The organism is Nocardioides sp. 1609 (genome assembly GCF_004522105.1).
Taxonomy (GTDB): Bacteria; Actinomycetota; Actinomycetes; order Propionibacteriales; family Nocardioidaceae; genus Nocardioides.
Genome location: NZ_SPUJ01000002.1, coordinates 187,392 through 212,990, shown reverse-complemented (window position 1 = coordinate 212,990; position 25,599 = coordinate 187,392). Strand labels below are relative to the sequence as shown.

At 73.6% G+C, this 25,599-nt stretch carries 17 protein-coding genes; 11 read left to right on the top strand and 6 right to left on the bottom strand.

Annotated elements, in window-relative coordinates:
- Positions 1-88: 88 nt before the first annotated feature.
- Positions 89-6,874 carry a LamG-like jellyroll fold domain-containing protein gene (locus tag E4623_RS05975; RefSeq protein WP_209020536.1) on the top strand — a complete coding sequence of 2,262 codons (6,786 nt, stop codon included), beginning with the start codon at positions 89-91 and terminating at the stop codon, positions 6,872-6,874.
- 168 nt (positions 6,875-7,042) lie between these two features.
- Here the strand turns inward: E4623_RS05975 and E4623_RS05970 are convergent, their stop codons facing one another.
- On the bottom strand, positions 7,043-7,270 hold the full coding sequence (locus tag E4623_RS05970; protein WP_134765617.1) for a tautomerase family protein: 228 nt from the start codon (positions 7,268-7,270) through the stop codon (positions 7,043-7,045).
- 256 nt (positions 7,271-7,526) lie between these two features.
- Between E4623_RS05970 and E4623_RS05965 the strand changes: the two genes are divergently transcribed.
- From E4623_RS05965 to E4623_RS05945, 5 genes are all read left to right on the top strand, one after another.
- Positions 7,527-9,233: a copper resistance protein CopC gene (locus E4623_RS05965; protein ID WP_134765616.1), complete on the top strand. Its 1,707-nt coding sequence runs from the start codon at positions 7,527-7,529 to the stop codon at positions 9,231-9,233.
- A 4-nt stretch (positions 9,234-9,237) separates the two neighbouring features.
- On the top strand, positions 9,238-10,041 hold the full coding sequence (locus E4623_RS05960; RefSeq protein ID WP_134765615.1) for an aminoglycoside phosphotransferase family protein: 804 nt from the start codon (positions 9,238-9,240) through the stop codon (positions 10,039-10,041).
- Positions 10,042-10,045: 4 nt separating this feature from the next.
- Positions 10,046-11,443 (top strand): FAD-binding oxidoreductase, encoded by a 1,398-nt coding sequence (locus tag E4623_RS05955; RefSeq protein WP_134765614.1) that lies wholly within the window; start codon positions 10,046-10,048, stop codon positions 11,441-11,443.
- A gap of 5 nt (positions 11,444-11,448) precedes the next feature.
- The gene (locus tag E4623_RS05950; RefSeq protein ID WP_134765613.1) at positions 11,449-11,922 is read left to right on the top strand and encodes a hypothetical protein; all 474 of its coding nucleotides are present in this window, start codon (positions 11,449-11,451) and stop codon (positions 11,920-11,922) included.
- Between the two features lie 208 nt (positions 11,923-12,130).
- Positions 12,131-13,150 carry a hypothetical protein gene (locus E4623_RS05945; RefSeq protein ID WP_134765612.1) on the top strand — a complete coding sequence of 340 codons (1,020 nt, stop codon included), beginning with the start codon at positions 12,131-12,133 and terminating at the stop codon, positions 13,148-13,150.
- Positions 13,151-13,162: 12 nt separating this feature from the next.
- On the opposite strand, the gene E4623_RS05940 is transcribed toward E4623_RS05945, so the two are convergent.
- Together E4623_RS05940 and E4623_RS05935 are read right to left on the bottom strand one after the other, a co-directional pair.
- Positions 13,163-13,909 carry an SDR family oxidoreductase gene (locus tag E4623_RS05940; RefSeq protein ID WP_134765611.1) on the bottom strand — a complete coding sequence of 249 codons (747 nt, stop codon included), beginning with the start codon at positions 13,907-13,909 and terminating at the stop codon, positions 13,163-13,165.
- Positions 13,910-13,948: 39 nt separating this feature from the next.
- On the bottom strand, positions 13,949-14,929 hold the full coding sequence (locus E4623_RS05935; protein WP_134765610.1) for an LLM class F420-dependent oxidoreductase: 981 nt from the start codon (positions 14,927-14,929) through the stop codon (positions 13,949-13,951).
- Positions 14,930-15,062: 133 nt separating this feature from the next.
- Between E4623_RS05935 and E4623_RS05930 the strand changes: the two genes are divergently transcribed.
- Positions 15,063-16,655 (top strand): class I adenylate-forming enzyme family protein, encoded by a 1,593-nt coding sequence (locus tag E4623_RS05930; RefSeq protein WP_167736499.1) that lies wholly within the window; start codon positions 15,063-15,065, stop codon positions 16,653-16,655.
- 48 nt (positions 16,656-16,703) lie between these two features.
- Complete coding sequence (locus tag E4623_RS05925; protein WP_134765608.1) at positions 16,704-17,312, top strand: TetR/AcrR family transcriptional regulator; 609 nt, start codon at positions 16,704-16,706, stop codon at positions 17,310-17,312.
- 15 nt (positions 17,313-17,327) lie between these two features.
- Here E4623_RS05925 and E4623_RS05920 read toward each other — a convergent pair whose 3' ends face one another.
- Both E4623_RS05920 and E4623_RS22925 read right to left on the bottom strand, forming a co-directional pair.
- On the bottom strand, positions 17,328-18,797 hold the full coding sequence (locus tag E4623_RS05920; protein WP_134765607.1) for a glycoside hydrolase domain-containing protein: 1,470 nt from the start codon (positions 18,795-18,797) through the stop codon (positions 17,328-17,330).
- A 122-nt stretch (positions 18,798-18,919) separates the two neighbouring features.
- Positions 18,920-20,782, bottom strand: a complete 1,863-nt coding sequence (locus E4623_RS22925) for a zinc ribbon domain-containing protein (protein WP_209020535.1) — start codon at positions 20,780-20,782, stop codon at positions 18,920-18,922.
- 365 nt (positions 20,783-21,147) lie between these two features.
- On the opposite strand from E4623_RS22925, the gene purL reads away from it, so the two are divergent.
- The 3 genes from purL to E4623_RS05895 all read left to right on the top strand — a co-directional run bounded on the left by purL (position 21,148) and on the right by E4623_RS05895 (position 24,765).
- Entirely contained in the window at positions 21,148-23,454 is a 2,307-nt protein-coding gene (gene purL / locus E4623_RS05905) for a phosphoribosylformylglycinamidine synthase subunit PurL (RefSeq protein ID WP_245154927.1), read from the top strand.
- A 55-nt stretch (positions 23,455-23,509) separates the two neighbouring features.
- Positions 23,510-23,833 carry a GNAT family N-acetyltransferase gene (locus E4623_RS05900; RefSeq protein WP_134765606.1) on the top strand — a complete coding sequence of 108 codons (324 nt, stop codon included), beginning with the start codon at positions 23,510-23,512 and terminating at the stop codon, positions 23,831-23,833.
- Between the two features lie 74 nt (positions 23,834-23,907).
- Positions 23,908-24,765, top strand: coding sequence for a prolyl oligopeptidase family serine peptidase (locus E4623_RS05895; RefSeq protein ID WP_134765605.1), 858 nt, complete (start codon positions 23,908-23,910; stop codon positions 24,763-24,765).
- 12 nt (positions 24,766-24,777) lie between these two features.
- Here E4623_RS05895 and E4623_RS05890 read toward each other — a convergent pair whose 3' ends face one another.
- Positions 24,778-25,494: a hypothetical protein gene (locus E4623_RS05890; RefSeq protein WP_134765604.1), complete on the bottom strand. Its 717-nt coding sequence runs from the start codon at positions 25,492-25,494 to the stop codon at positions 24,778-24,780.
- Between the last annotated feature and the right edge of the window lie 105 nt (positions 25,495-25,599).

Below are 25,599 nucleotides of genomic sequence, written 5' to 3'. Positions count from 1 at the left end.
GGTGCTCATACGGTCGCCTCAGGGAGTGTCGGGAACTAGGGATACCGGCACTCGAGTCATGCACGACCGATGTCAAGGAATCCCCACCATGAAACTGCTTCGCAGGTCTCATCGTGGGCGCCCAGGAGTCCGGCTTCGCCGCTCCGGTGCCCACCTCGTCGCCGCGGTCGCCGCGCTCGCCGTCACGGCCTCCGTGCTCGGCGTCGTGTCCGCGCCCGCCCAGGCGGCCGCTCCGGCCGCCCCGTCCGCCGTCGACGACGACGGCAAGCTCAAGGTCCTGCTGTTCTACAAGGACAACTTCCACGCCTCGCACGTGCAGGCCCGCCAGGCGGTCCGCGACCTCGCCGGCGAGCTCGCCGCGACGGCCGGACTGACCCTGGAGATCCAGGAGACCCAGGACCCGGCGGCCTTCAACGCCACCAACCTGAGCACCGTCGACACCCTCGCGTTCGCGCAGACCGGCGGCGTGCTCTTCAACGCCGCGCAGCGCACCGCGCTCGAGGACTACATCCGCGGCGGTGGTGGCTTCATGGGCCAGCACTACACCGGTTGGTCGGTCGGCAACAGCGAGCACGACGAGAACCCGTTCTACCTGCAGCTCGTCGGCGCGATGTCCGAGGGCCACCCGGAGAACCCGAACGTGCGCCCCGGTCGCGTCTACGTCAACGACGCCTCGGACCCGCTGGCCGCCGGCCTGCCGGCCGACATCAACCGCAGCGACGAGTGGTACGACTGGGTGGTCAACCCCGCGCAGAACGTGCACACCATCACCTCGAACGACGAGATGTCCAACGGCAGCGAAGGCCGGCAGGGCACCACGCACCCGTCCACCTGGTGCCAGACGATCGACGAGGGTCGCTCCTGGTACACCGGCATGGGCCACGAGGGCACCGCCTACTCCGAGCCCTTCATCCGCACCCTGATGAAGAACGGCCTCGCCTACACCTCGGGCCTCCTCGAGGCCGACTGCTCGCCGCCGGCCAAGGACGAGGAGGGCGCCTTCAGCGCCGTCACCCCGTGGCCCAACGTGCCGATCAACGCGTCCCTGACCGCCGACGGCACCGTGCAGACCTTCGGCAGCGTGTCGAGCGGCTGCACCGACGCCACGCCGTACGACTTCACCGGCAACAACTGCGTCGTGCAGGGTGGCCAGACCGAGTTCGACATCTGGGACCCCGCCGTCCCGAGGACGCTCGCGAACGTCCGCGACGGCGTGTCGGCCAACAACACCTACACCGACCTCTTCTGCTCGATGCAGGTGCAGGACCCGAACCGTCGCTCGGTCATGACCGTCGGCGGCGACGACCAGCTCGGCGGCAACGCGCCGAACGACGCCGCGATCGGCGTCACGAGCTACCGCAAGGGCAAGGGGATGGTCAACGAGGCCCCGATGAACTACCCGCGCTGGTACCCGACCGGCACCACGATGCCCAACGGTGACATCGTCGTGCAGGGCGGCAGCATCAGCGGTGGCCCCGGCGGCGCCGGTGTGCTCACCCCCGAGATCTACACCCCCGACGCCGGCACCGGCTGGAAGCTCCTGACCGGCGCCACCAGCGCGCTCGCCTACGGCGACGGCCAGGTCGCCGGCCCCGACGAGAACCGCTGGTGGTACCCGCGGGCCTTCGTCGCGCCGACCACCGGCACGCTGTTCAACATCACCGGCACCCAGATGTACGAGCTGGACCCGGCGGCCAACGGCGGCCTCGGCGCGGTCACCGACCGCGGCCGCATTCCCGCCGCGGCGGCCAACCAGGGCGCCCTCGGCAACCCGGTCGGCGCCACGTCGACCGCCGCCATGTACGCCCCCGGCAAGATCCTCCAGGTCGGCGGCGGCACGTGGTCCAACGGCGGCGGCCCCGCCGGCGCCCGCGCGGCGTTCACCGTCGACATCACCGGCGGCACGGAGAACCCGGTCGTCACCCCGATCGCGCCGATGCAGTACGCCCGGCACTGGCCGACCGCCACCACGCTGCCCAACGGCGAGGTCCTGGTCACCGGCGGCAGCCGCGACAACAACGGCAACGGTGGCTACGTCACCAACGCCGAGATCTGGAACCCGACGACCGGCCAGTGGCGCACGGTGAAGAACCCGTACGCCCACGCCCGTCTCTACCACTCGACCGCCCTGCTGCTGCCCGACGGCCGCGTCATGGTCGGCGGCGGCGGCGCCCCGGGCCCGCGCAACTACACCGACGTCGAGTACTACTCGCCGGCCTACCTCTTCGACGGTGACGAGCCGGCCGTGCGGCCGACGCTGAGCGCCCCGAAGAAGATCGGCTACAACGGCACCTTCGCCGCGTCGGCGTCCGAGCAGATCACGCGCGTCACCCTGATGCGCAACGGCTCGGTGACCCACGGGTTCAACAACGACCAGAGCTTCCAGGACCTGTCGTTCACGCAGTCGGGCAACAACCTGACGATCACGGCCCCGCAGAACGCGAACTACGCGGTGCCCGGCGCCTACATGCTGGTCGCCTGGAACGCCGCGGGCACGCCCTCGGTCGCCTCGATGCTCGACATCAACCCGGCGGTCAAGCTCGACAGCCGCACCCCGAAGCTCGTCGACCAGTTCGAGTTCCCGGCCCGTCCGGACAACTGGATCGCGGCCAACCCGGCCAACCTGATCGACGTCCCCGCCGGCAACGGCCGGATGGCGCCGTGGACGGTCACCGACGCCGTGCAGCTGGTCCGCAGCACCACGGCCAGCCAGGGTGGCTTCGGCCGCGTCGGCTACGCCCTGGGCCTCGGTGCCACCGGCAGCCTCGAGCGCACCCTCACGGGCCTCGACCCGGGCCGTGAGTACCGGGTGTCCTTCAAGTACGCCCGCGACAGCCGGTCCGCCGGAGCTGCCGACGGCAAGGCCGTCGTCGACGTCGCCGACCTCGACGAGACGATCACCGCCACGACGGCCAACCCGTCGCAGAGCAGCGGCGCGCTCACCTACCTGACCTTCGTCGACACCTTCACGGCGTCGGCGCGGTCGGAGACGCTGACCCTGTCCGCACCGGGCGGTGCGGCCGGCGTGATGATCGACGACCTCGTCGTCGCGGCCGCCGAGCCGGGCCTGTCCGAGCCGGCCGTGCACTACGCCCTCGACGAGGGCACCGGGACGACGGCCGCCAACAGCGGCACCGACGTCTCCGTCGGTGCGGCCACGCTGACCGGCACCACCGGGTGGGGCCCGACCGGCGTCCTCGGTGGCGCGGTCAACCTGCCCGGCGGCACCAACGCCAACGCGGTCGACCTGCCGGACAACCTGCTCCAGAACGCGGCCAACTTCACCACGTCGTTCTGGGTGCGGCCCGACACCAAGGCCAACTGGATCGGCATGTTCCACATCGGCGACGGCGACGGCGACGCCGGTAGCTTCTTCCAGGTCCAGATGCAGACCCAGGCGCAGGGCAACACCGGCCTGGCCGTCACCTTCAAGAAGAAGGGCAGCAACGTCCAGGAGCGCGTCTACGCGACCCCGACCAAGGACGTCGTCGCCAACCAGTGGAACCACGTGACCTTCACCCGTGAGGGCACGACCGGCATCCTCTACCTGAACGGCGTCGAGATCGCTCGCAAGACGAACTTCACGCTGACCATGACCGACGTCGGCCCGACCACCAACAACTGGCTCGGTCGCAACGGGTACCCCGACCCGGCCTACGACGGCCTGATGGACGACGTCCGGCTCTACGAGTCGGCGCTCAGCGCGGGCGACATCGCCGCCCTGTACGCCGAGGGCACCTCGGTGCGCACCACCACCGCCGTCACCGTGACCCCCGCGTCGCCGTCGGCCTTCGGTGAGGCGCTCACGGTCGCGGCCACGGTCACCGGCGAGAACGCCGAGCCCGTCCAGGGCACGGTGCAGCTCGTCGTCGACGGCACCGCCGTCGGCGACCCGGTCGCCGTCACCGCCGGTGCGGCGTCGTTCCCGGCCCTGCCGGCCAACCTGAGCCCGGGTGCGCACCAGATCGAGGTCCGGTTCACCCCGGCCGAGGGCTGGCGCAGCTCGACCGCGACGGTCACCCACACCGTGGACCGTCCCCCGGTCGGTGAGGGCGTCCCGGCGCACTACACCTTCGACGAGGGCACGGGCACCGTCGCCGCCAACACCGGCAGCGACCCGTCGATCGGCAGCGCCACCCTCGGTGGCACGGCCACCTTCACCCCGAACGGCAAGTACGGCGCCGGGGTGAACCTCCCCGGCGGTGGTTCGGGCACGGGCAACCAGGTCAACCTCCCGAACAACATCGAGGACGGCATGACGGAGGACTTCACCGTCTCCCTCTGGGCCCGTCCCGACGCCCTCCCGAACTGGGTGCCGCTGCTGCAGATCGGCAGCAGCACCGACACGTTCTTCCTGCTCCAGTCGTCGATGGAGAACGGCACCCGCGGCTTCGGTGCCACGTTCAAGGCGGCCGGCAACCCCAACCAGGAGCGCCTGTTCCTGCCGGGCGAGACGGACCTGCCGCTGAACGCGTGGACGCACGTCGTCTTCACGATGGACGACAACGTCGGCAAGATCTACTTCGACGGCGTCCTGATGGCCACGCGCACCGACTACTCCATCACCATCGGTGACATCGGGGTCAACGGCGCCACCACGGCCAACTACATCGGCGGCACCAGCTGGGGCGACCCGCGCTTCGACGGCCTGGTCGACGACTTCCAGATGTTCGGCTACGAGCTGTCGGCCGACCAGGTGCTGGAGGTCTTCGAGGGCGGGGCGAACGTTGCCCCGGTCGCCGTCGACGACGCCTACTCCACCGACGAGGGCACGGTCCTCGAGGTCGCCGCTCCCGGCGTCCTGGCCAACGACACCGACACCGAGGGCGCCACCCTCACCGCGGCGATCGGCACCCAGCCGGCCCACGGCGACGTCACCCTCGACGCCGACGGCTCCTTCACCTACACGCCGGACGCCGCGTTCTTCGGCACCGACACCTTCACCTACACCGCGAAGGACGCCTCCAAGACGTCCGCCCCGGCCACGGTGACGATCACGGTGGACGAGGCCGAGCTGACCGACACGACCACGGTCGTCACGGTCACCCCCGGCTCGCCCTCGGCGTTCGGTGAGGACCCTACGGTCAAGGCCACGGTGACCGCCGCCGGCGGTGCCACGGCCACCGGCACGGTCGAGCTGCTGGTCGACGGTGAGCGCGTCGGAGACGCGCTCACCCTCGCCGCCGGCACGGCGACGTTCCCGGCGCTCTCGGGCATCGACCCGGGCACGCACGAGATCCAGGTGCGGTACGTGCCGGCCGCGGGCTTCCGCCTGTCGTCCGACACCGTCACCCAGGTCGTCAGCAGGCCCTACGACGGCTCCGACGTCCCGGTCCACTACGCCTTCGACGAGGGCACCGGGACGACGGCCGCCAACACCGGCACCAAGCCCGTCGGCGACGCGTCGCTCGTCGGCACCACCGGGTGGACGCCGGACGGCCAGTACGGCGCCGGGCTCTCGCTCCCGGGCGGTGCGTCGACGACGAACAACCACGTCGAGCTGCCCGACAACATCGACGAGGGGCTCTCCGACGAGTTCACCGTGTCGCTGTGGGCCAAGCCCGACGCCCTGCCGAACTGGGTGACCCTGCTGCAGATCGGCAGCAGCACGGACACCTTCTTCCTGCTGCAGTCCTCGACGCAGGCCGACGGGCCCACCGGCTTCGCGGCGACGTTCAAGGCGGCCGGGAACCCGGCGCAGGAGCGGCTGACCCTCGGAGCGGGCAACGACCTGCCGCTCGACGAGTGGACGCACGTGGTGTTCACCCTGGAGGGCTCCGTCGGCAGGATCTACTTCGACGGCGAGCTCCAGGCGACGCGCACCGACTACAGCCTCGACCTCAGCGACATCGGGGTCGGCGGCAACACGGTGGCGAACTTCATCGGTGGGACCAGCTGGCCCGACCCGAGGTTCGACGGCCTGGTCGACGACTTCCAGCTCTTCGACTACGAGCTCGACGCCGACCTGGTCACCGAGCTCTACGAGGGTGGTCCGGTCGCTCCGGACAACACCGCCCCCGTGGCCACGGACGACACCCACACCACCGACGAGGGCGTCGTCCTCGAGGTCCCGGCTCCCGGCGTCCTCGGGAACGACACCGACGCCGAGGGCGACGACCTGACCGCGACGGTGGGGACCCAGCCGGAGAACGGCGCGGTCGCCCTCGCCGCCGACGGTGCGTTCACCTACACCCCGGACGCCGGCTTCGTCGGCACCGACACCTTCACCTACCTGGCGGGCGACGGGGAGCTCGACTCCGAGCCCGCCACGGTGACCATCACGGTGGCCGAGGTGGAGGAGCCCGAGGTCCCGGTGACGACCTCGGTCACGGGCACCGCCCTCACGGTGGTCTACGGCAGGGCCGGCACCGTCACGGTGTCGACCGACCCGGCCACGGCCACTGGTCGGGTGCAGGTGCTCAACGGCACCACCGTGCTGGCCTCCGGCACCCTGTCGGCGGGCAAGGCCTCGCTCGCCGTCGGGGCGAGGTCGCTGAAGCCGGGCACCTACCGGGTGACGCTGCGCTACGCCGGGGACGCGGGTCACACCGCGGCCACGGGCTCGGTGACCTACCGGGTCACCAAGGCCAAGGCGGCCGTCAAGGTCAAGGCGCCCCGGCAGGTCAAGGCCGGCGCCCGCGCCAAGGTCACCGTGACCGTCACCGCCCCCAGCGGTGTCCCGGTCACCGGCAGGGTGCAGGTCAAGGTCGGCAAGAAGACGTACTCCGGTGTCGTGAGGAACGGCAGGGTCGTCATCACGCTGGCCAAGGCTCCCAGGAAGGGCACGATCAAGGCCAAGGTGACCTACCTCGGCAGCGACGTGCTGACCAGCGCGAGCAAGACCGTGACGATCAAGGTCAAGCCGAAGAGGTGACCAGCAGCACCCAGCAATGACCAGCAGCAAGTAGTGAAGGTGCGGGCCCGGAGGATCTTCCTCCGGGCCCGCACCTTGCTGTGCCGACCCCGCAACGGCCGGGACGAGCAAGAGGCCGGACGGCGACCCGTGGGTCGCCGTCCGGCCTCTCGTGGTGCTGCGGGTCGCTCAGGCCTTGTCGGCCAGGCCGGCGACGACGCCGGCGCGGCTCTCGTCCTCGCTGGCCAGCACGCCGCCGTTGGCGACGATGTCGGGGGTGATCTCGCTGAAGACCATGCGGACGTCCTGGCGACGGGCGCCGAGGATCTCCACGGCGCTCTCGGCGACGGCCTTCGCGAAGTCGCGGCGCTGCTCGACGGTGCGGCCCTTGAGCAGCTCGACGGTGATGTTGGGCATGGGTTGTCCTTGTCGTGGGCGATCGCCCACGGACAGGCTTGTCCACAAGAGCGACCTGGGTTCGATAGTGTGAACCACACTCTACGGCCACGGTGACGACCGCTACAACCGCATGCACCGTCGACGAGACGATGGTTCACATCCTTGACAATGGTTCGGCGGGCTGGCACCGTGACGACGGTCACCATCGTGGACGACGTTCACGTCGCCGAACCCTCGCCGCGGTGGCCGATCCGTCGAGTCCGAGGAAGTGACCGTGAACCGGAGCCGCTCTGGCGCGGTCGGACGTGCCCGGGCCGGTGTCCGCGGTGCCCTCCTGCTCCTCGTCGTCCTGGTGGCCGCTCTCGTGCTCGGCACGGCGGCGCCGGCGAGTGCCCACGCCACGCTCGTCGCCACCGACCCGGCCGAGGGTGCGGTCCTCGAGACCGCGCCCGAGGCGATCACCTTCACCTTCAGCGAGGCGATCGGCGGCGTCCCCGACGGCGTCCAGGTCTTCGACGCGCAGGGCGGCCCGGTCGCGTCGTCGTCCTCGGCGAGCGGCACCGGGCTGACCGTGACGCTCGACGACGCGGTCGGCGACGGGACCCTCGTCGTCGTGTGGCGCGTCGTGTCCGAGGACGGCCACCCGATCAGCGGCTCCCTGAGCTTCTCCGTCGGCGCGCCGAGCGCCATCGTGGAGGCGCCGCCCGGCGGCGTGGGGTCCGACGGCTCGAACCCGCCGTGGGTGCTCAGCCTGTTCCGCTGGCTGGGCTACGTCGCGCTGTTCGTCGCGGTGGGCGTCATCGGCTTCGTCGCCCTCCTGCTCCCCAGGACCAACCTCGCCGACCGCTCCCGCGGGTGGCTCGTCCGGACGGCGCGGGTCGGAGCCGTCGCGACCGCCGTCACCTGGCTCGTCGGACTGCCGCTCACCGCGATGTACCTCCTCGGCGGCGACACCGGCTCGCTCACCCGGAGCGGCACCTGGGCGATCCTCTCGACCACCGAGTACGCCGTCACCGCGGTCGTCGTCCTCGGCGTCGGCCTGGGCGCCCTGCTGCTGGGCGGCGGGCTCCCCGACGCCGTCCGCGGCCGGGTCGCGGTCGGCGCGGTCGTGGTCGCCGCGTGCGCGCCCGCCCTGGTCGGCCACACCCGGGCCGAGAGCCCGGAGTGGCTGGTCGTGGGGGCCGACATGCTGCACCTGCTCGCCGGCAGCGTCTGGCTCGGCGGCCTGCTGGCCCTCGCCCTGACCCTGGTCGACCTCGCCGAGCGCGGCACGCTCGGCGCCGAGGTGCTCGCCCGGTTCTCCGGCGTCGCGGCCGGCGTCCTGGCGGCCCTCGTCGTCACCGGGTCGTTCCTGGCCTGGCGGGTCGTCGGCTCGGTCGGCGCGCTCTTCGACACCGGCTACGGCCAGCTGCTGCTCGTCAAGGTCCTCGCGGCCCTGACGGCGGTCGCCATCGCCGCCTGGAACCGCTGGAAGCTGCTCCCCGCGATGCAGCAGACCGCCCGCCGCAAGGAGCGGCGCGCCGGCGCCCGCGTCGTGGCGCGCGCGACCGCGTCCGAGGCCGGCGTGCTGGTCGTCGTCCTCCTCCTCACCGGCTTCCTCGTCGACCGGAGCCCGGAGTCCGACGCCCCCGTCGTCCCGACCAGCGCCCAGGTCGGCCCGCTCGAGGTGCAGACCGCCGAGCTCGGCGACCTCACCGTGCGCGCCACGATGTCGCCCCAGCTGACCGGACCCAACACGGTCACCATCGAGCTGCTCGACGCCGACGGCCGGCCGGGCGAGGGCGTCGAGCCGCCGGTCGTCAGCCTGGCCTCCGACGACGTCGACCTCGGGGCGCTGCCCCTCATCTACTACTCGCCCGGCAACTTCTCCGCCGACGCCGTCGTCCCGACGCCGGGCACGTGGACCCTCCAGGTCTCGCTCCGGCTGACCGAGTTCGAGAACCCGGTCGCCACGCTCGAGTTCGAGGTTCGGGCACCATGACGGGGTGCACACCCACGCGTTGAGGATCGGCGTCGACGTCGTCCGCAAGCGCTACGTGTCGTGGGACGACGACGAGGCCGACCGCGAGTGGACCGGGCTGACGGCGCTCGCCGAGCACGCGCCGGGACTGGCTCCGGTGCCGATCGCCCGCGAGGTCGAGGACGGCGCCCCGGTCGTGGTGATGTCACGGCTCCCGGGGGAGCCGCTCGGTGGCGCACCGGTGCCGGCGCAGGCCGTGGCCGGGCTGGCGGTGGCGCTGCGGCGGCTGTTCGCGGTGCCGGTGGCCGGGCGCGAGCGGGTCTACGGGCCCACGACGATGCGGGCGGCCGTCCGGGACTGGGCGGCCGGCCCCTACGACGTGGCGGCCTGCCAGGACCCGGCCCTCGTCGGCGCGGTGCTCGACCGGACCCGGACGTGGCTCGCGGTCGGGCACGCCTGGGACCGCGTGCACGAGCCCGTCGCCGCCCGGGGCGACGGCAACCTCGACAACGTGCTGTGGGACGGCGCGGCCTGCCGGCTGGTCGACTTCGAGGAGTTCGGCGTCTCCGACCTCGCCTTCGAGGTCGCCGACGTCGTCGAGCACGCGTCCTCGCGACTGGGCGGGCTGCTCGACGTGCCGGCGCTGCTCCTGGCCCTCGACCTGGACGAGGCCCGGCGGGCCCGACTCGCGCACTTCCGCCGACTGCTCGCCGCGTTCTGGTTCGTGATGCTGCTGCCCGGCAACGGCGGATTCGCCCGCAACCCGGTCGGTTCCACCGAGGACCAGGCGCGGCACCTCGTCGGCCTGGTCGACGATCCGGCACGATGATCCGATGGTGTCCCCGACGAGCCCGACGAGCGGCCACGCCAACGGCGAGGTGTCGTTCTGGTGGTCCGACCTCGGCCGGCCACCGGCGCGCCCGAGCCTGCCGGGCGACACCGACGCCGACGTGTGTGTCGTCGGGGCCGGCTTCACCGGCCTCTGGACTGCGTACTACCTGAAGCGGGCCGACCCGGCGCTGCGCGTCGTGGTGCTGGAGTCGCGCTTCGCAGGGTTCGGGGCGTCCGGGCGCAACGGCGGGTGGCTGACGAACTCGGTGACCGGGGGAGTGGAGCAGTACGTCGCCTCGCACGGCCGCGACGCCGCCGTCCGGCAGCAGCTGGCGATGAACGACGCCGTGGCCGAGGTCGTCGCCACCGCCCGCGCCGAGGGCATCGACGCCGACATCCGGCTCGGCGGCGAGCTGAACGTCGCCCGCACCCCCGCCCAGCTCGCCCGGCTCCGCTCGACGGCGGCCTCGGAGGCGCGCTGGCCGGGCACCGACTGGGAGGTGCTGACGGCCGGGGAGGCGGCCGCGCGGGTCGACGTCGCCGGCGTCCTCGGCGGGATGTGGCACCCGCACTGTGCGCGGATCCACCCGGCGAAGCTGGTCCGCGGGCTGGCCGAGGTGGTCGAGCGGCTGGGGGTGGTCGTCCACGAGGACACCCACGTCGAGGAGATCCGGCCCGGCGTCGTCGAGACCCGGCACGGCCGGGTGAGCGCCGGTCGCGTCGTCCGCGCCACCGAGGGCTTCACCGCCCGGCTGCCTGGCGAGCGGCGCACCTGGCTGCCGATGAACTCCTCCCTCGTCGTCACCGAGCCGCTGCCGGACGACGTCTGGGCCGCGATCGGCTGGGACGGCGCCGAGACGCTCGGCGACCTCGCGCACGTCTACATGTACGCCCAGCGGACGGCGGACGGCCGGATCGCCCTCGGGGGGCGCGGCGTGCCGTACCGGTTCGGGTCGCGCCTCGACACCGACGGCCGCACGCCGCGCTCCACGGTCGAGGCCCTGACCGCCGTGCTGCACGACTTCTTCCCGGCCGCCCGCGACGTCCCGGTCGCCCACGCCTGGTCGGGCGTGCTCGGGGTCCCGCGCGACTGGTCGGCCACCGTGCGCCTCGACCGGTCCACCGGCATCGGGTACGCCGGCGGCTACGTCGGCACCGGCGTGACCTCGACGAACCTCGCGGGTCGCACCCTCGCCGACCTCGTGCTCGACCGGACGACCGACCTCACGACCTTGCCGTGGGTGGGCCACCGCGCACGTCGCTGGGAGCCCGAGCCGCTGCGCTGGCTCGGCGTCTCCTCGATCTACGCCGCCTACCGGACCGCCGACCGCGCCGAGCGCCGCGGGCGCACCACCACCTCGCCCTGGGCGCGGGTGGCCGACCGGGTGGCGGGACGGTGAACGGGGTGCGGGCGAGACGGGTCGCCGGGACCCTCGCCGTCGCGGCCGTGGCCGCCGGCTCGTGGGCCGTGCTCGGGCCGCTGGCCCCCGGCCGCGACGTCGCGATGCCGGCCGCCGACGCCAGCGCCGAGGACGTCGTCCAGGCCTACCTGGACGCGACCGACGGCCACGACTGCGCGACGGCCCGCGCCCTGTGGGTGCCCGAGCAGCGCGACGACGTCGCCCGGCGGTGCGGCGCGGTCGAGGACCTCGGCGAGTTCGAGGTGCGCGGGACGGGCGCCTCCGGGTCGGCGTCCGGAGCGGCGTCCGGGGCGGCCGCCGGAGCCGGGGAGGTCGTCGTCCTCGCGTCCTACGACCTGGACTGGCGGGCCTTCCAGGACGACGCCGACCCCCCGGAGGGCAGCACCGTCCGCGGCTACCACCTGGTCCGCTCCGGCCCCGGCGAGCCGTGGCGGATCGCGGACGAGCAGGCGGTGTAGCCCCGCCCGCCGCGACCTCGTCGCGGGACCTCGGGAGCCGACGACGTGGGGCGGGACGTGAGCGGCAACGGTTGCCGGCGCAGTGCCGTACCCAGAGGCGACGGGGTGACACCGGCCTACGGCACTCGCGGGACGGAGCCGGCGCGGACAGGCGCTCGGCGGTGACACGCCGGGAGCGACCGCTGGGGCCCGCCAGTACCGTCGCCACGTGCCCCCCGACCCGGACCTCGCCCAGCGGCTGCTCGACGCGCAGGTCGCGTTCCACCTCGACCGGCTGGGCGGGGACGAGCTCGCGGCGACCGCACGCCGTGCGGCCGAGGCGCTGCTGGACGCCGCCGGGCGGACGCCGCTGGAGGAGCTCGTCGACCGCGACGTCGTCGCGGACGTCGTTCGCCGGGCGCTGGGCACGGTGCCCGGGAGCGCTGCCGTCGGCGGGATCGTCGAGCTGGCGACCGAGGTCGTCCTGGCCGGACCGGCCGAGCCGTTCCCGGTCGGCGACCTGGCCGAGCGCGCGCAGGTCGAGGCCGTGCTCGACGCGGCGCTGGCGCTGACGCCGGTCGTCGAGCGGGCGCTGGACCGGCTCACCGACAACCCGCTCGCCGGCGCGCTGGCGTCGCGGTTCACCGCGCGGATCGTCGCCGAGGTGCTCCAGGCCAACCGGGCGGTCGCCGACAGGGTGCCGGGCCTCGGCGCGCTGATGTCGTTCGGCACGAGCGCGGCGTCGCGGGTGGTGGGCGCGGCCGACAAGCAGCTCGAGGGCCTGCTCGGCGACGCCGCCGGCCGGGGCGGCACGTACGCCGTCCAGGGCCTCAACCGCATCGTCGTCGAGACCCTGCGCGACCCCACCACCCGCGCGGCCCTCCTCGAGGCCTGGGACGAGCTCGCGGCCGCCCACGTCGACGGCCTCGGGCGGCACGTCGAGCGCGACGAGGTCACCGACCTCGTCGACGGCGTGCACGCGCTCGTCGTCGGCGCGCTGGCGACCGAGCACGTCGGCCGGCTGACCGAGGTGGTCGTGCACGCGGTCTTCGACCGGTTCGGCGGCTACGCGCCGGCCGAGCTGCTCGACGAGCTCGACCTCGACCGCGCCGACCTCGTCGAGGACGTCGTGCGGCTGGTCCCGGGCATCGTCGACGTCCTGCGCGAGTCCGGCGACCTCGAGCGCGCGCTGCGCGCCGAGCTGGCGCCGTTCTACGCCTCGGCCGCGGTCACCGCCCTGCTCGCCTGAGGCGGCGGCGAGCTACTGCCAGCCCCCGTCGACCCGTAGGCACGCCCCGGTCGTGTACGACGACGCCGGCCCGGCGAGGTGGAGGACCGTGCCGACGACCTCGTGCGGCTCGGCGCACCGGCCGAGCGCGATCTTGGGCTCCATCTCCTCGCGGAGCCCGTCGGGCCAGTTCTGGGAGATGTCGGTCAGGAACGCGCCGGCCTGGATCGTGTTGACCCGCACCGACGGGCCGAAGGCGCGGGCGAATCCCTCGGTGAGGGTGTGCAGGCCGGCCTTGGCGGCGGCGTACGGCAGGGCGAGCGGCTGCGGGCGGATCGCCTCGATCGAGCCGATGTTGATGATGGAGCCGCCGTCGCCGGCTGCCATCCGCTCGCCGATCACGGCGGTGAGCCGGAACGGGCCGCGCAGGTTGACCGCGATCACCTTGTCGAACAGTGCCTCCGACACCTCGCTCAGGCTCGGGTACAGCGGCGACAGCCCGGCGTTGTTGACCAGCACGTCGACCCGGCCGAGCTCGCCGTAGACCGTCTCGACCAGCGCGTCGCACTCGTCCCACGACGACACGTTGAAGGCGAGCGGCAGGGCGCGGACGTCGTGCTGCGCGGTCACCTCGGCGGCGACCGCCTCGCAGTTCTCGAGCTTGCGGCTCGCGATGACGACGTGCGCGCCGCGGGCGGCGAATGCGTGCACCATCTCGCGGCCCATCCCGCGGCTGCCGCCGGTGACGACGACGACCTGGCCGGCGAAGGTCTGCTCCATGGACGGGCTCCTGAGGGTGAGGGGGCGGTGGGGGAGGGGTCAGCGGGGCGCGAGGTCGCGGCAGGCCTGCCGCGGGTCGACGCCGGGCACGGGCAGCAGGGCGGCGACGGGCACGGTGACGCCGTGCTCGACGTGGGCGAGCATGCCCTCGCGGACCTGCTCCGGCGGCCCGTGCAGCACCAGCGCGTCGACGACGTGGTCGGGGACGGCGGCCAGGGCCTCGCGGCGCTCGCCGGCGGCCCAGAGCGTCCACATCGGTCCGAGCTCGTCGGAGCGACCGAGCCACTCGTGGAAGGCGCGGTAGACCGGCACGTTCAGGTAGGCGGTGATCATCCGGCGTCCGATCGCGCGGGCGACCTCGGTGTCGTCGGTGGGCACGACGAGGATGCGCGCCACGACCTCGCGGGCGCGGTCGTCGCCGGCAGCGCCGGTCACGATCGGTGCGACCCGGGCCACGTCGGTGGCCGAGAGCCAGTTGAGGATGGCGCCGTCGGCCTCGGCGCCGGCCAGCTCGAGCATCTTGCCGCGCAACCCGGCCAGCAGGATCGCCGGCGGCTGGTCCACGGCGACGCCCACCCGTGCGCCGCGCACGGCGAAGGTGTCGTACTCCTGCTCGACCCGCTCCCCGGTCAGCGCGACCCGCAGGTAGCGGACCAGGTCGCGACAGCGCGACAGCGGCCGGTCGAAGGCGATGTCGTTCCAGTCCTGCACCAGCACGCTGGACGACGCCCCGACGCCCAGCGTGAACCGTCCGGGCGCGGTGGCCGCGAGGGTCGCCGCGGTCTGGGCGAGCAGCGCCGGGCCCCGGGTGAACGCGGAGGCGATGGCGACGCCGAGGTGGACGTCGCTGGTCACCGCGGCGGCGACGGCGAGCGGGGTGAAGCCGTCGGTGCCCATGCCCTCGGCGCTCCACAGGTCGGTGTAGCCGAGGTCCTCGAGCTCGCGGCAGACGTCGCCCTGCTCGGCGAGCGGGACGCCGTCCAGCGGGATCGTCATGCCCCACCGGGTGGTCGCGGACATCGGCGTACCCCTCTCTCAAGATCCACAGAATCAGACGGTTGCATTAAACCGAACGATCGCTAGGCTAGTGACCTTCGACACCCTCCGCAACCGGTGTCGTGCACCGTCCCAGGTCCGTCCCCAGGAGAGTCCCATGACGCTCGCCCGCAACGTCTTCGGTCTGCTCGACCGCTCCGCCGAGAGCAGGTACGGCGCCCGGCCCGCGTTCGGCTTCGCCGACGAGACGGTCACCTTCGTCGAGATGCGCGACCGCGCGCTGCAGGTGGCGGGCGGACTGGCCCGCGCCGGCGTCGGCAGGGGCGACACCGTCGCGGTGATGATGGCCAACCGCCTCGAGTGGGTGGAGACCTTCTTCGGGCTCGCGGCGCTGGGCGCGGTCTGCGTGCCGGTCAACGTGCTGCTGACCGGACCCGAGATCGAGCACGTCTGTCGCGACAGCGGCGCCCGGGTGATCGTCGTCGACGAGATCGGCAGTCGCAGCACCGCGCGCCTCGACGTCGACTTCGACGCCTTCGTCACCGTCGGCGCGGCCGTCGCACCGGACGGCGTGCGGGCGGTGTCCTGGGGCGACCTGGTCGCCGGCGAGCCGCTGTCGGGCGCGGACCGCTGGGCCGGTCCGGCCCTCGAGGACCGCTTCATCCTCTACTACAGCTCCGGCACGACCGGCCTGCCGAAGGCGGCGGTCCACACCCACAACGGCGTCCTGTGGAACGCGATGGGGCAGGTGCAGGGCCTCGGTCTCAGGCCCGAGCACCGCTACACCGTCATCCCGTCGCTGTCCTGGGCGGCCGGCTTCCACAACCTCGTGCTCGCGCTCTGCTGGATCGGCGGGTTCTCGCAGATCCGGCCCACCGGCGGCGCCACGATGGACGGCATCGTCGCCGAGCTGGAGGAGCACCGCACGACCCACGTGATGCTCGTGCCCAGCCTGCTGCGCGAGCTCGTCACCCGGCCCGACCTCATGCAGCGGCTCTCCGATAGCGCCCTCACCTGGATCGTCACCGGCGCCGAGCCGGTGCCGCGCTCGGTGATCGAGGCCGTGTGTCGCGGCATCCCCGGCGTCGACGTCTGCCAGGGCTACGGGCTCTCGGAGTTCCCGACCATCACCACCGTGCTGATGGCCGACGAGGTCTTCGACCACGAGGGCTCCGCCGGCCGCGCGCTGCCCCACACCGACCTCGCCGTCCGCGACGGCGACGGCGAGATCCGGCGCTCGGGGACCGGTGAGCTCCTGGTGCGCTCGCTCGCCACGATGGTCGGCTACCACGAGCGCCCGGAGCAGACGGCCGAGGCGTTCCGCGACGGCTGGCTGCACACCGGAGACCTGGTCGAGCTCGACGACGACGGCTTCATCACCATCGTCGGCCGCACCAAGGACATGATCATCTCCGGCGGGCTCAACGTGTACCCGAAGGAGATCGAGGACGTCATCAGCCGGCTCCCCGGTGTCGTCGAGACCGCGGTCGTGGGCGTGCCGCACGAGCGGTTCGGCGAGACCGCGGTCGCGATCGTCGTGACCGACGACCCGGCGTTCGACGCCGAGGACGTCGCCCGCGCGTGCGGCGAGCAGCTCGCGTCGTACAAGCGTCCCCGCCGGACGCTCGTGCGCAGCGAGCCGCTGCCGCGCAACGCCAACGCGAAGCTCCTCAAGCGCGAGCTGCGGCCGTGGGCGGCCGAGGTGCTCGCGAGCCAGGAGGAGCGGGCGGTCGAGGGCACGACGCCGTGAGGGTGCCACACTGACCGCTCAGTCAGGCGGTCGGTGGAGGAGGAGACGGTGGCACGACCTCGGGCTCAGGTGCGCGGCGGACGCGTCGTCCTGGTCGAGTCGGCGGTGCAGAACTTCACCGAGCTCGGCTACCACGGGACGTCGATGCGCGACCTCGCGCGCACGGCCGGGGTCACGGTGGCCAGCATCTACCATCACTTCAGCTCGAAGCAGGAGATCCTGCAGCAGATCATGGTCGGCACCATGACCGACGTCCTCGCGCTGACCGGGGCCGCGCTCGACCAGGCCGGCCCGACGCCCACCGAGCGGCTCGGGGCCCTCGTCGAGGCCTGGGTGCTCTTCCACACCGGCCGCCAGGCCGAGGCGCTGATCGGCGCGTCCGAGCTGCGCAGCCTCGACGAGCAGGGCCGCGCCGACGTCGTCGCCCTGCGCGACGAGCAGGAGGCGGTCTTCCGCGCCGTCGTCGAGGCCGGTGTCGCCGAGGGCGAGTTCGCGACCACGCACCCGCTCGAGGCCGCCCGCGCGATCATCAACATGGGCTACTCGATCGCGTCCTGGTACCGCGCCGGCGGCCCGGTGACCCCCGAGGAGATGGCCGCGCGCTACCGCGACCTCGCCCTGGCCACGGTCCTGGCCCGCTCGGTCACCGGGGCCTGAGCGGCGCCGTCCGGGTCAGCGGATGCCGGCGCGCAGCCTGGTCCAGGTCGGGGTGTCCACGATGCCGGAGGCCGAGAGCCCGACCCGGCGCTGGTAGGTCCTGACGGCCTCGGCGGTGCCGCTGTCGAAGGTGCCGGAGACCGCGAGCTTCGTGCCGATGTTGGCGCTGTTGAGGGCGCGCTGCACGCGTCGGACGTAGGCGCTGGCCGAGCCGATCTTGAGCACCGGACCCGTGCCCCACGAGAGCAGGGTCATCCAGTCCCGCGGGAACCAGTGGTCGCTGGCCGGCTGCGCCCGGTCGGTCTTCCACCGGCGGACCGAGTCGATGACCGCGGGGGAGTAGCGGCCGTCGACGGCGCCGCGGTAGTAGCCGTGCTCGGTCAGCAGGCACTGGAGCGCCCTGACCTTCCCGGGAGCGGGGGTGCGGGTGCCGCTGGGCACGCGCAGGGTGCCGTACCGGCGGAAGCTCACGGTGACGCCGCCGCAGTGGCTCTCGCCCGGGGCGACCGACCCGCGGCCGATGTCGAGGAAGTTGCTGTCGATGTTGATCCGGACGCCGCCCCACACCTCGTCGTGGCCGCCGCGGTACTGCTTGACCCGACCGCCGGGCACCCAGCCGTCGCTGCGCAGGTAGGAGGTGGAGGTGTTGGCGACGCCGTCCCAGCGCGCCACCCAGATCCGGTCGGGGAGGGCGAAGGCGCCGGGCCGGTTGACGCGGGCGTCGTCGAGGACCTTGATCCCGGACCCGGCGCTGGAGTACACGCCGGTGACGTAGCCGAGGCGGCGGACGTTGATCACCCAGGTGCTGACGAACGCCAGCGCCGACTCCCGGCAGTGGGTGTTGGTGTGGTCGAAGCCCTCGAGGTCGTACCAGAGCGTGCTGCCGGCCGGGATGCCGAGCCGCTGCGCGTCGACCACCGTGGAGGCGGCCGAGTCGCGGGCCATGGCGCGGGCCTTCGGGTAGCGGTTGCGGGGACCGGGGTCGGGGCTGATCTTGAAGTCGTCGGAGTAGCGCGGGAAGCGCGGCTGGCACGACGCCTGCGGACCGAGCGTGATCGGGAGCAGCCGCCAGCCCTTCAGGAGCTGGTTGCGGACCCACGTCGGCGTCAGGTTCGGCTGCGAGCGACAGGCGCGGGAGTCACCGGAGATGTAGATCCCGACCGCGAGGAACGGCGACTTCTGCAGCCAGGTGTTCATCGTCGCCTGGGTCGGGGTGAGGCACTGGTCGAAGCCGTAGCCGGTGAAGTCGCCGGGGGTGACGGGGAGCGGGGTGTCGGCGCGGGCGCCGCTCGGGACGGCGGCGGGCGCGGCGCCACGAGGCGCGCTCGACACGCTCGACACGCTCGTGGTCGGCGCGGCGGCGGTCGCCGCGGGGACGACGGTCGCCGTCGTCGCGGCCAGGACAAGGGCGCCGAGGACGCCGAGGACGGTGGTCGCGGTGCGCAGCACCGTCCGGGGGCGGCGGACGCGCAGGGCGGAACTCATGGCGGGACTCCAGGGGGGAAGAGGGGGCGATCCGTCGTGCCGAACCGCACTCTAATCACAGGAGTCACACCAGTAACAGCGATCGGATTGAACTACATTCCTGTAGTTCTCCGGCGCCGGGGTCAGGGGCCCGGCGGCGGCGTCCACCCGGCCGGCGGTGGGCCCTGCTGGTAGCCGGGCGGCGGCTGCGGGGGCCGGCCCTGCTGCGGCGGGTAGGGCTGCGGCGGGCCCTGCTGCGGGTGGCCCTGCTGGGGGTGGCCCTGCTGGGGGTGGCCCTGCGGTGGGTACGGCTGCTGGGGGTAGCCCTGGGGCTGGCCGTGCGGCGCCGGGCTCCCGGACTGCGGCACCAGCGGGCCGAGCGCGGAGCGGACGGTCGGCGGCACCGTGAGGGCGTAGGCGGCCAGGCACGGCAGGGAGAGCCAGGCGGCCACGGTCCAGCCGTTGCTCGCCTCGGTCAGGTCCTCGCCGTTGAGGATGCCGAGCGCGACGAACCCGATGACCACGATGCCGGCCAGGACGCCGAGCAGCACGATCCGGTGGGCGCGCAGGTCGCCCAGCAGGGTCAGCGCGAAACCGGCGGCGCCCGCGGCGGCGAGCAGCAGCACGACGACGACCACGGGCCCGGCCTCGAAGCCGGTCTCGATCGAGTCGAGCAGCAGCGCGACCGCGGTGAGCGCCGATCCCGCCGCCGACAGCTGCAGGGCGGCCGACACGGTGTCGCGCCAGGACGCGAGCGCGTCAGGGGTCGCCGTGGCGCGCTGCTGGGCGCGCGAGACGGCGAGCGCGGCGGCCGCCCCGGCGAGGAGGCCACCGCCCCCGGGCAGGAGACCCCCGGCGACGCCGTTCCACTTCTCCGGCGTGAACCACGTGAAGAGCCCGTCGCCGTCGGAGGCGCGCGAGAGCAGGGCGACGACCACGACCGTGAAGCCGGTGGTCGCGAGCACCCGGCGCCAGGCGTCGGAGCGGGCGCCGAGGACCGACTGGAACACCGGGTAGCCGAGCAGGGCCAGCGGGGTCAGGAGGAACAGGACGACGACCGCCACCACCGGCAGGAACGGGTCGAAGAGGTCGAAGTCGTCGGTGACGACCCCGTGCAGGAACCACGTGGTGAAGAGCACCACCGTCAGCACGACGGCGCCGACGGCGGTGCCGGACGCGATCCGCGTCCAGAGGCGGTCGCTGCCGGACTGCGGCGACTCCTCGGCCGCCCGCGGCTGGACGGCGAGCGCGACACCGGTCAGCGCCATCGCGACGGCGCTGCCGAGGCCGCCACGCCCGTCGTCGTTGATCTCGATCAGCTCGACGAGCAGCGCGGCGAGCACGCAGAGGCCGAGCGGGGCGTTGAGGGCGAGCTTGGTCAGCGTGTAGTGCGTCGGGCCCCAGCCCGGGACGACCCGCGCCTTCGCGAGGTAGGGCACCGCGAGCGAGGCGACGCCGAGCAGGACCGCGATGACGACCCACCAGCGCTCGCCCCCGTGGTGGTAGCCCTCGATGCTGCCGAGGTCCCACGGCATGCCCAGCGCCGAGAACAGCGCGACCGCCGAGGCGGCGTCGCGCAGGTAGTCGGCGACCGGCCACCCCTGGAACGGGTTCACGCGGGGCGCGGGCGGCTGCTGCGGGTAGCCCTGCTGCGGGTAGCCCTGCTGCGGGTAGCCCTGCTGCGGGTAGCCCTGGAGGGGCTGGCCCTGCGGAGGGCCGGGCTGGGGCGGGTAGCCCGGCGGCGGCTGGTGCGCCGGTGGGGGCTGGTGGCCCGGCGGCGGCGCGGCGGCGTACGGCGGGGGCGGTGCCTGCGGCGGGACCGACGGGAACCGGGTGGTCGGGTCGGGGGCGGGCGCGCCGCCCGGGACGATCGTCGGCTGCTCCGGCGCCGGTCCTGCGTCCGGGGTCGGTCCTGGCTGCGCGGCCGTCCCGAGGGGGCGTCCGCACGATCCGCAGAAGGCGCCGCCCTGGTGGGGGGCGCCGCAGTGAGCGCAGAAGCTCGCCATGTCGTCAGCCTTCCTCGGCCGTCGCGCGGCCCGTCGTCTCTCCCACGACACGGCAACCTATCCGGTGCCGGCGTCGCGTGGTCGGACGCGCGGACAGGTGGGCGGACAGGTGGGCGGACAGGTGGGCGGACAGGTGGGCGGACAGGTGGGCGGGAGTGACGGCGGGGGTGGCGCGGTCCCGACGTCGGCGCGGCCGCGGCGGCAGGGAGCCCGACCCTCGACCCCCCAGTCCCAGGGGCGGGCCTCCCAGCCTTCAGGGACTCAGAGGGGCGACGGGGCCGCCTGATACGTCGCGGCGCCCTCGAGTTCGTCCGAACGCCGACGCGGGGCGTGGGGCCCGCGCGGGGACCGATAGATTGGCGTCCGTGCCCGAGCCCCGGATCGTCGCCCTCGACACCGTCTCCGTCGCCGCCGAGGACCCCGGGCGCGAGCAGCCCTGGGCCGACCTCGGTCTCAAGGCAGACGAGTACCAGAGGATCCGCGAGATCCTCGGCCGCCGGCCCACCGGCGCCGAGCTCGCGATGTACTCGGTGATGTGGAGCGAGCACTGCTCCTACAAGTCCTCCAAGGTGCACCTCAAGCAGTTCTCTGAGATCCCCCAGGTCACGCCGGTCGGCGCGATGCTCGCGGGCATCGGCGAGAACGCCGGCGTCCTCGACATCGGTCAGGGCTACGCCGTCACCTTCAAGGTCGAGAGCCACAACCACCCGTCCTACGTCGAGCCCCACCAGGGCGCGGCGACCGGTGTGGGCGGCATCGTGCGCGACATCCTCGCGATGGGCGCCCGCCCGATCGCCGTGATGGACCCGCTCCGCTTCGGCCCGCTGGACGCCCCCGACACCCGGCGGGTGCTGCCCGGCGTCGTCGCCGGCGTCGGCGGCTACGGCAACTGCCTCGGCCTGCCCAACATCGGCGGCGAGGTCGTCTTCGACGAGAGCTACCTCGGCAACCCGCTCGTCAACGCGCTCTGCGTCGGCGTCCTGCGCCACGAGGACCTGCACCTGGCCAAGGCCAGCGGCGCCGGCAACCAGGTGATCCTCTACGGCGCCCGCACCGGGGGCGACGGCATCGGCGGCGCCTCGATCCTGGCGTCGGTGACCTTCGACGAGGACGGCCCGGCCAAGCGTCCGAGCGTCCAGGTCGGTGACCCGTTCATGGAGAAGCTGCTCATCGAGTGCACCCTCGAGCTGTTCCAGGCCGGCGTCGTGGCCGGCATCCAGGACTTCGGCGCGGCCGGCATCTCGTGTGCGACGTCCGAGCTGGCCGCGGCCGGCGACGGCGGCATGCACGTCGAGCTCGACAAGGTGCTGCTGCGCGACCCCCGGCTCTCGCCGGAGGAGATCCTGATGAGCGAGAGCCAGGAGCGGATGATGGCGGTCGTCGAGCCCGGCGACGTCGCGACGTTCCTGGAGATCTGCGCGAGGTGGGACGTCGAGGCGACCGTCGTCGGCGAGGTCACCGGCAACGGCCGGCTGGTCATCGACTGGCACGGCGAGACCGTCGTCGACGTCGACCCCCGCACCGTCGCGCACGACGGGCCGGTCTACCGACGTCCCCTCGCCCGCCCCGACTGGCAGGACGCGCTCCAGGCCGACGACGCCGGGTCGCTCGCCCGGCCGGCGTCCGGCGACGAGCTCCGCTCGACCCTGGTGCGGCTCGCGGAGAGCCCCAACCTCTGTGACAAGTCGTGGGTCACCGACCAGTACGACCGCTACGTGCGCGGCAACACCGTGCTCGCCCAGCCGAGCGACAGCGGCATGATCCGCATCGACGAGACGACCAACCTCGGCGTCGCCGTCTCCACCGACTGCAACGGTCGTTTCGCCAAGCTCGACCCGTACGCCGGCGCGCAGCTCGCGCTGGCCGAGAGCTACCGCAACGTCGCCACCAGTGGCGCGGTGCCGCTCGCGATCAGCGACTGCCTCAACTTCGGCTCGCCCGAGGACCCGGCCGTCATGTGGCAGTTCGCCGAGGCCTGCCGCGGCCTCAAGGACGCCTGCCTCGAGCTCGGCATCCCGGTCACCGGCGGCAACGTCAGCCTCTACAACCAGACCGCCGAGAACGCCATCCTCCCGACGCCGGTCGTCGCGGTGCTCGGCGTCGTCGACGACGTCACCCGGCGGACGCCGTCCGCCTGGCCGTCGGTCGAGGGTGAGCAGCCCGGCCACCGCGTCTTCCTGCTCGGCGAGACCCGCGAGGAGCTGGACGGCTCCGAGTGGGCGCACGTCGTCCACGGGCACCTCGGCGGGCTGCCGCCGGCCGTCGACCTCGCCGCCGAGAAGCGGCTCGCCGAGCTGCTGCACGAGGCCGGCCAGCGGCTGCAGCTGCTCACCGGCGCGCACGACCTCTCCGACGGCGGCCTCGCCCAGGCGCTGGTCGAGGCCTCGATCAGCAACATGTGCGGCGTCGAGGTGGCCCTCGACGGCGTCCACCCCGACCCGTTCGTCGCGCTCTTCTCCGAGTCGACCGCCCGGGTGCTCGTCAGCGTCGCCGCCGACGACGTCGACCGGCTCACCGAGCTGGCCGGCCGGCACGGCGTCCCGCTGACCGACCTGGGGCGCACCGGCGGCGACCTGCTCTCGGTCGGCCACTCCGGCGCCGGCCTGTTCGACGTCAACCTCCTCGAGCTGCGCTCGAGGTGGATGGCGACGCTGCCCCTCGCGATGGCGTGACCGGTCGCGCGCGGGCCGGTCGCGCGGTGCCGGGCGCAGCGGGCAGGATGGTGGGGTGACCGCGACCCCGCCCGCCGCCCTCGACGTCGTCCGCAACGACGACGAGTCCCGCTACGAGATCCGGGACGGTGACACCCTCTTGGGGTTCGCCGCCTACCAGGAGACTCCCGAGCTGGTGGTCTTCACCCACACCGAGGTGTTCCCCGGCTCCGAGGGCAAGGGCGTGGGCGGGCACCTCGTCGGCGGTGCGCTCGACGACGTCCGGACCCGCGAGCTGCGGGCGCTGCCGGTCTGCCCGTTCGTCCAGGCCTACCTCCAGCGGCACCCCGAGTACGCCGACCTCGACTACCGCGCGCCCCGGTCGACCGCCTCCGACTGACCCGTCCGGGCCAGGGCCGCCGACCGGCTGCGGCCGCGCGGCCGGCTCGGACGCCCGTGCGGCAGGATCGAGGGATGCACCGTCGGACCCTGCTGCGCCTGCCCGCCCTCGGCGCGCTCGCGGCCGCCGGCGCGACCCTGACCGCCTGTGGAGAGGACCCGCCCGTGGCCGAGAACGACGCCCGCCCGCCCGGCCTGCCCGACGCCGCCCGGACGGCGTACGGCGCGGACCCGAGCCAGTTCGGCGAACTCCACCTCCCCGCGGGGACACCACGCGGGGTCGTCGTCGTCATCCACGGAGGGTTCTGGAGGGCGGCCTACGACCACACCCTCGGGACGCCGCTCGCAGCGTCGCTCGCCGCGGAGGGCTGGGCGGCGTGGAACCTCGAGTACCGCCGCGTGGGCGACGGGACCGGCGGGGGCGGCGGCGCGCCGGCGACGTTCGACGACGTCGCCGCGGGCGTCGACGCGCTCGCCGACCTCGGCGTCGACACCTCGGTCGTCGTCACGCTCGGGCACTCGGCCGGCGGCCACCTCGCCGCCTGGTCCGCGGCGCGGCAGGGCCACGACTGGCCCTCGCGCGTCCCGGTCACCCACGTGGTGTCCCAGGCCGGCGTGCTCGACCTGCGGGCCGCGGCCTCCGCGGGTCTCGGCGACGGGGCGGCCACGGCGCTGCTGGGCCACGAGCCGACCACCGACGACGCGCGGTACGACCCGGCGCAGCAGCTGCCGCTCGACGTCCCGCTCTGGTGCGTGCACGGCGTCGACGACACGATCGTGCCGCTCTCGCAGTCGGCCGACTACGTCGCCGCGGCCACCGCGGCGGGGGCGACCGCCGAGCTGGTCGAGGTGGAGGGCGACCACTTCGTCGTCATCGACCCGGGGTCCGCGGCGTGGGCGCGGACGCTCGAGGTCCTCGACACGATCGCGTAGCCGACGTCCGGCTCACGCCCGGCCGAGCATCGAGATCTTCTGCCAGATCTTGCGGCTCAGCGAGGTCGTGAGGGTCTCGACGTCGCCGACGGCGTCGAGGACGAGCGCGTCGCGGGACTCCTCCGCGACCAGGGCCGCGGCCTTGCCGAGGAGGCTGAGGATCTCCGAGCAGTACTCCAGGTAGTGCAGCATCTGGGTCGCGGTCAGGCCCGGGTCGACGCTGCTCGGCGTGACGACGTAGTCGGCGCGGAACCGATCGGGATCCTTCGTCAGCTGGTGCATGTCGACGACGTGCGCGAGCGAGCGCAGCCGGTGCAGCAGCGCGAGGGAGCGGCCCCGCTGGAGCCGGTCTGGGATCGAGTACAGGAACCACAGGGCGATGGCGGCGAAGACGACGTCGTTGATGGTGGTCTCGATGAGCGGCAGCCAGTCGGTGCTGCGCTCGATCCCGTCCCCGCCGCCCCAGCCGCCCGCGTCGCGGAGCGCGATCGCCAGGCCGACCACGGTCGCGAGCAGGACGGCGCCGGCCAGCACCCGCGACACGACCCGGGTCCGCCGCAGCTGGCGGTTGATGCCGGGCGTCGTCCCCTCGAGCTCGGCGACCAGCTCGCCGAGACGGCCCACCACCCGCACGATCCCCCGGCCCGTGAACCGCGCCGCCACCCGCTGCTCGAGCCGCACCACCGTCTCGCGGACCCGGGTCGCGTCGAGCCGGTCGAGGTCGGTCATGCCCGCAGCGTAGAGGGCGAGACACGCCGGAGGCCGAGCGTCGAGCGCCGACCCCGACACCTCCGGAGGTTGAGCAAGCGAGCGCCGACGAGACCGGTGGGCCCG

What these genes read in the sequence shown, in the direction of transcription:
- E4623_RS05920 (WP_134765607.1), bottom strand. Translation starts at nt 18,797, where the DNA reads ATGAGTTCCGCCCTGCGCGTCCGCCGCCCCCGGACGGTGCTGCGCACC.
- E4623_RS05895 (WP_134765605.1), top strand. Translation starts at nt 23,908, where the DNA reads ATGCACCGTCGGACCCTGCTGCGCCTGCCCGCCCTCGGCGCGCTCGCG.
- E4623_RS05890 (WP_134765604.1), bottom strand. Translation starts at nt 25,494, where the DNA reads ATGACCGACCTCGACCGGCTCGACGCGACCCGGGTCCGCGAGACGGTG.
- E4623_RS22925 (WP_209020535.1), bottom strand. Translation starts at nt 20,782, where the DNA reads ATGGCGAGCTTCTGCGCTCACTGCGGCGCCCCCCACCAGGGCGGCGCC.
- E4623_RS05935 (WP_134765610.1), bottom strand. Translation starts at nt 14,929, where the DNA reads ATGTCCGCGACCACCCGGTGGGGCATGACGATCCCGCTGGACGGCGTC.
- E4623_RS05970 (WP_134765617.1), bottom strand. Translation starts at nt 7,270, where the DNA reads ATGCCCAACATCACCGTCGAGCTGCTCAAGGGCCGCACCGTCGAGCAG.
- E4623_RS05930 (WP_167736499.1), top strand. Translation starts at nt 15,063, where the DNA reads ATGACGCTCGCCCGCAACGTCTTCGGTCTGCTCGACCGCTCCGCCGAG.
- E4623_RS05940 (WP_134765611.1), bottom strand. Translation starts at nt 13,909, where the DNA reads ATGGAGCAGACCTTCGCCGGCCAGGTCGTCGTCGTCACCGGCGGCAGC.
- E4623_RS05975 (WP_209020536.1), top strand. Translation starts at nt 89, where the DNA reads ATGAAACTGCTTCGCAGGTCTCATCGTGGGCGCCCAGGAGTCCGGCTT.
- E4623_RS05955 (WP_134765614.1), top strand. Translation starts at nt 10,046, where the DNA reads ATGGTGTCCCCGACGAGCCCGACGAGCGGCCACGCCAACGGCGAGGTG.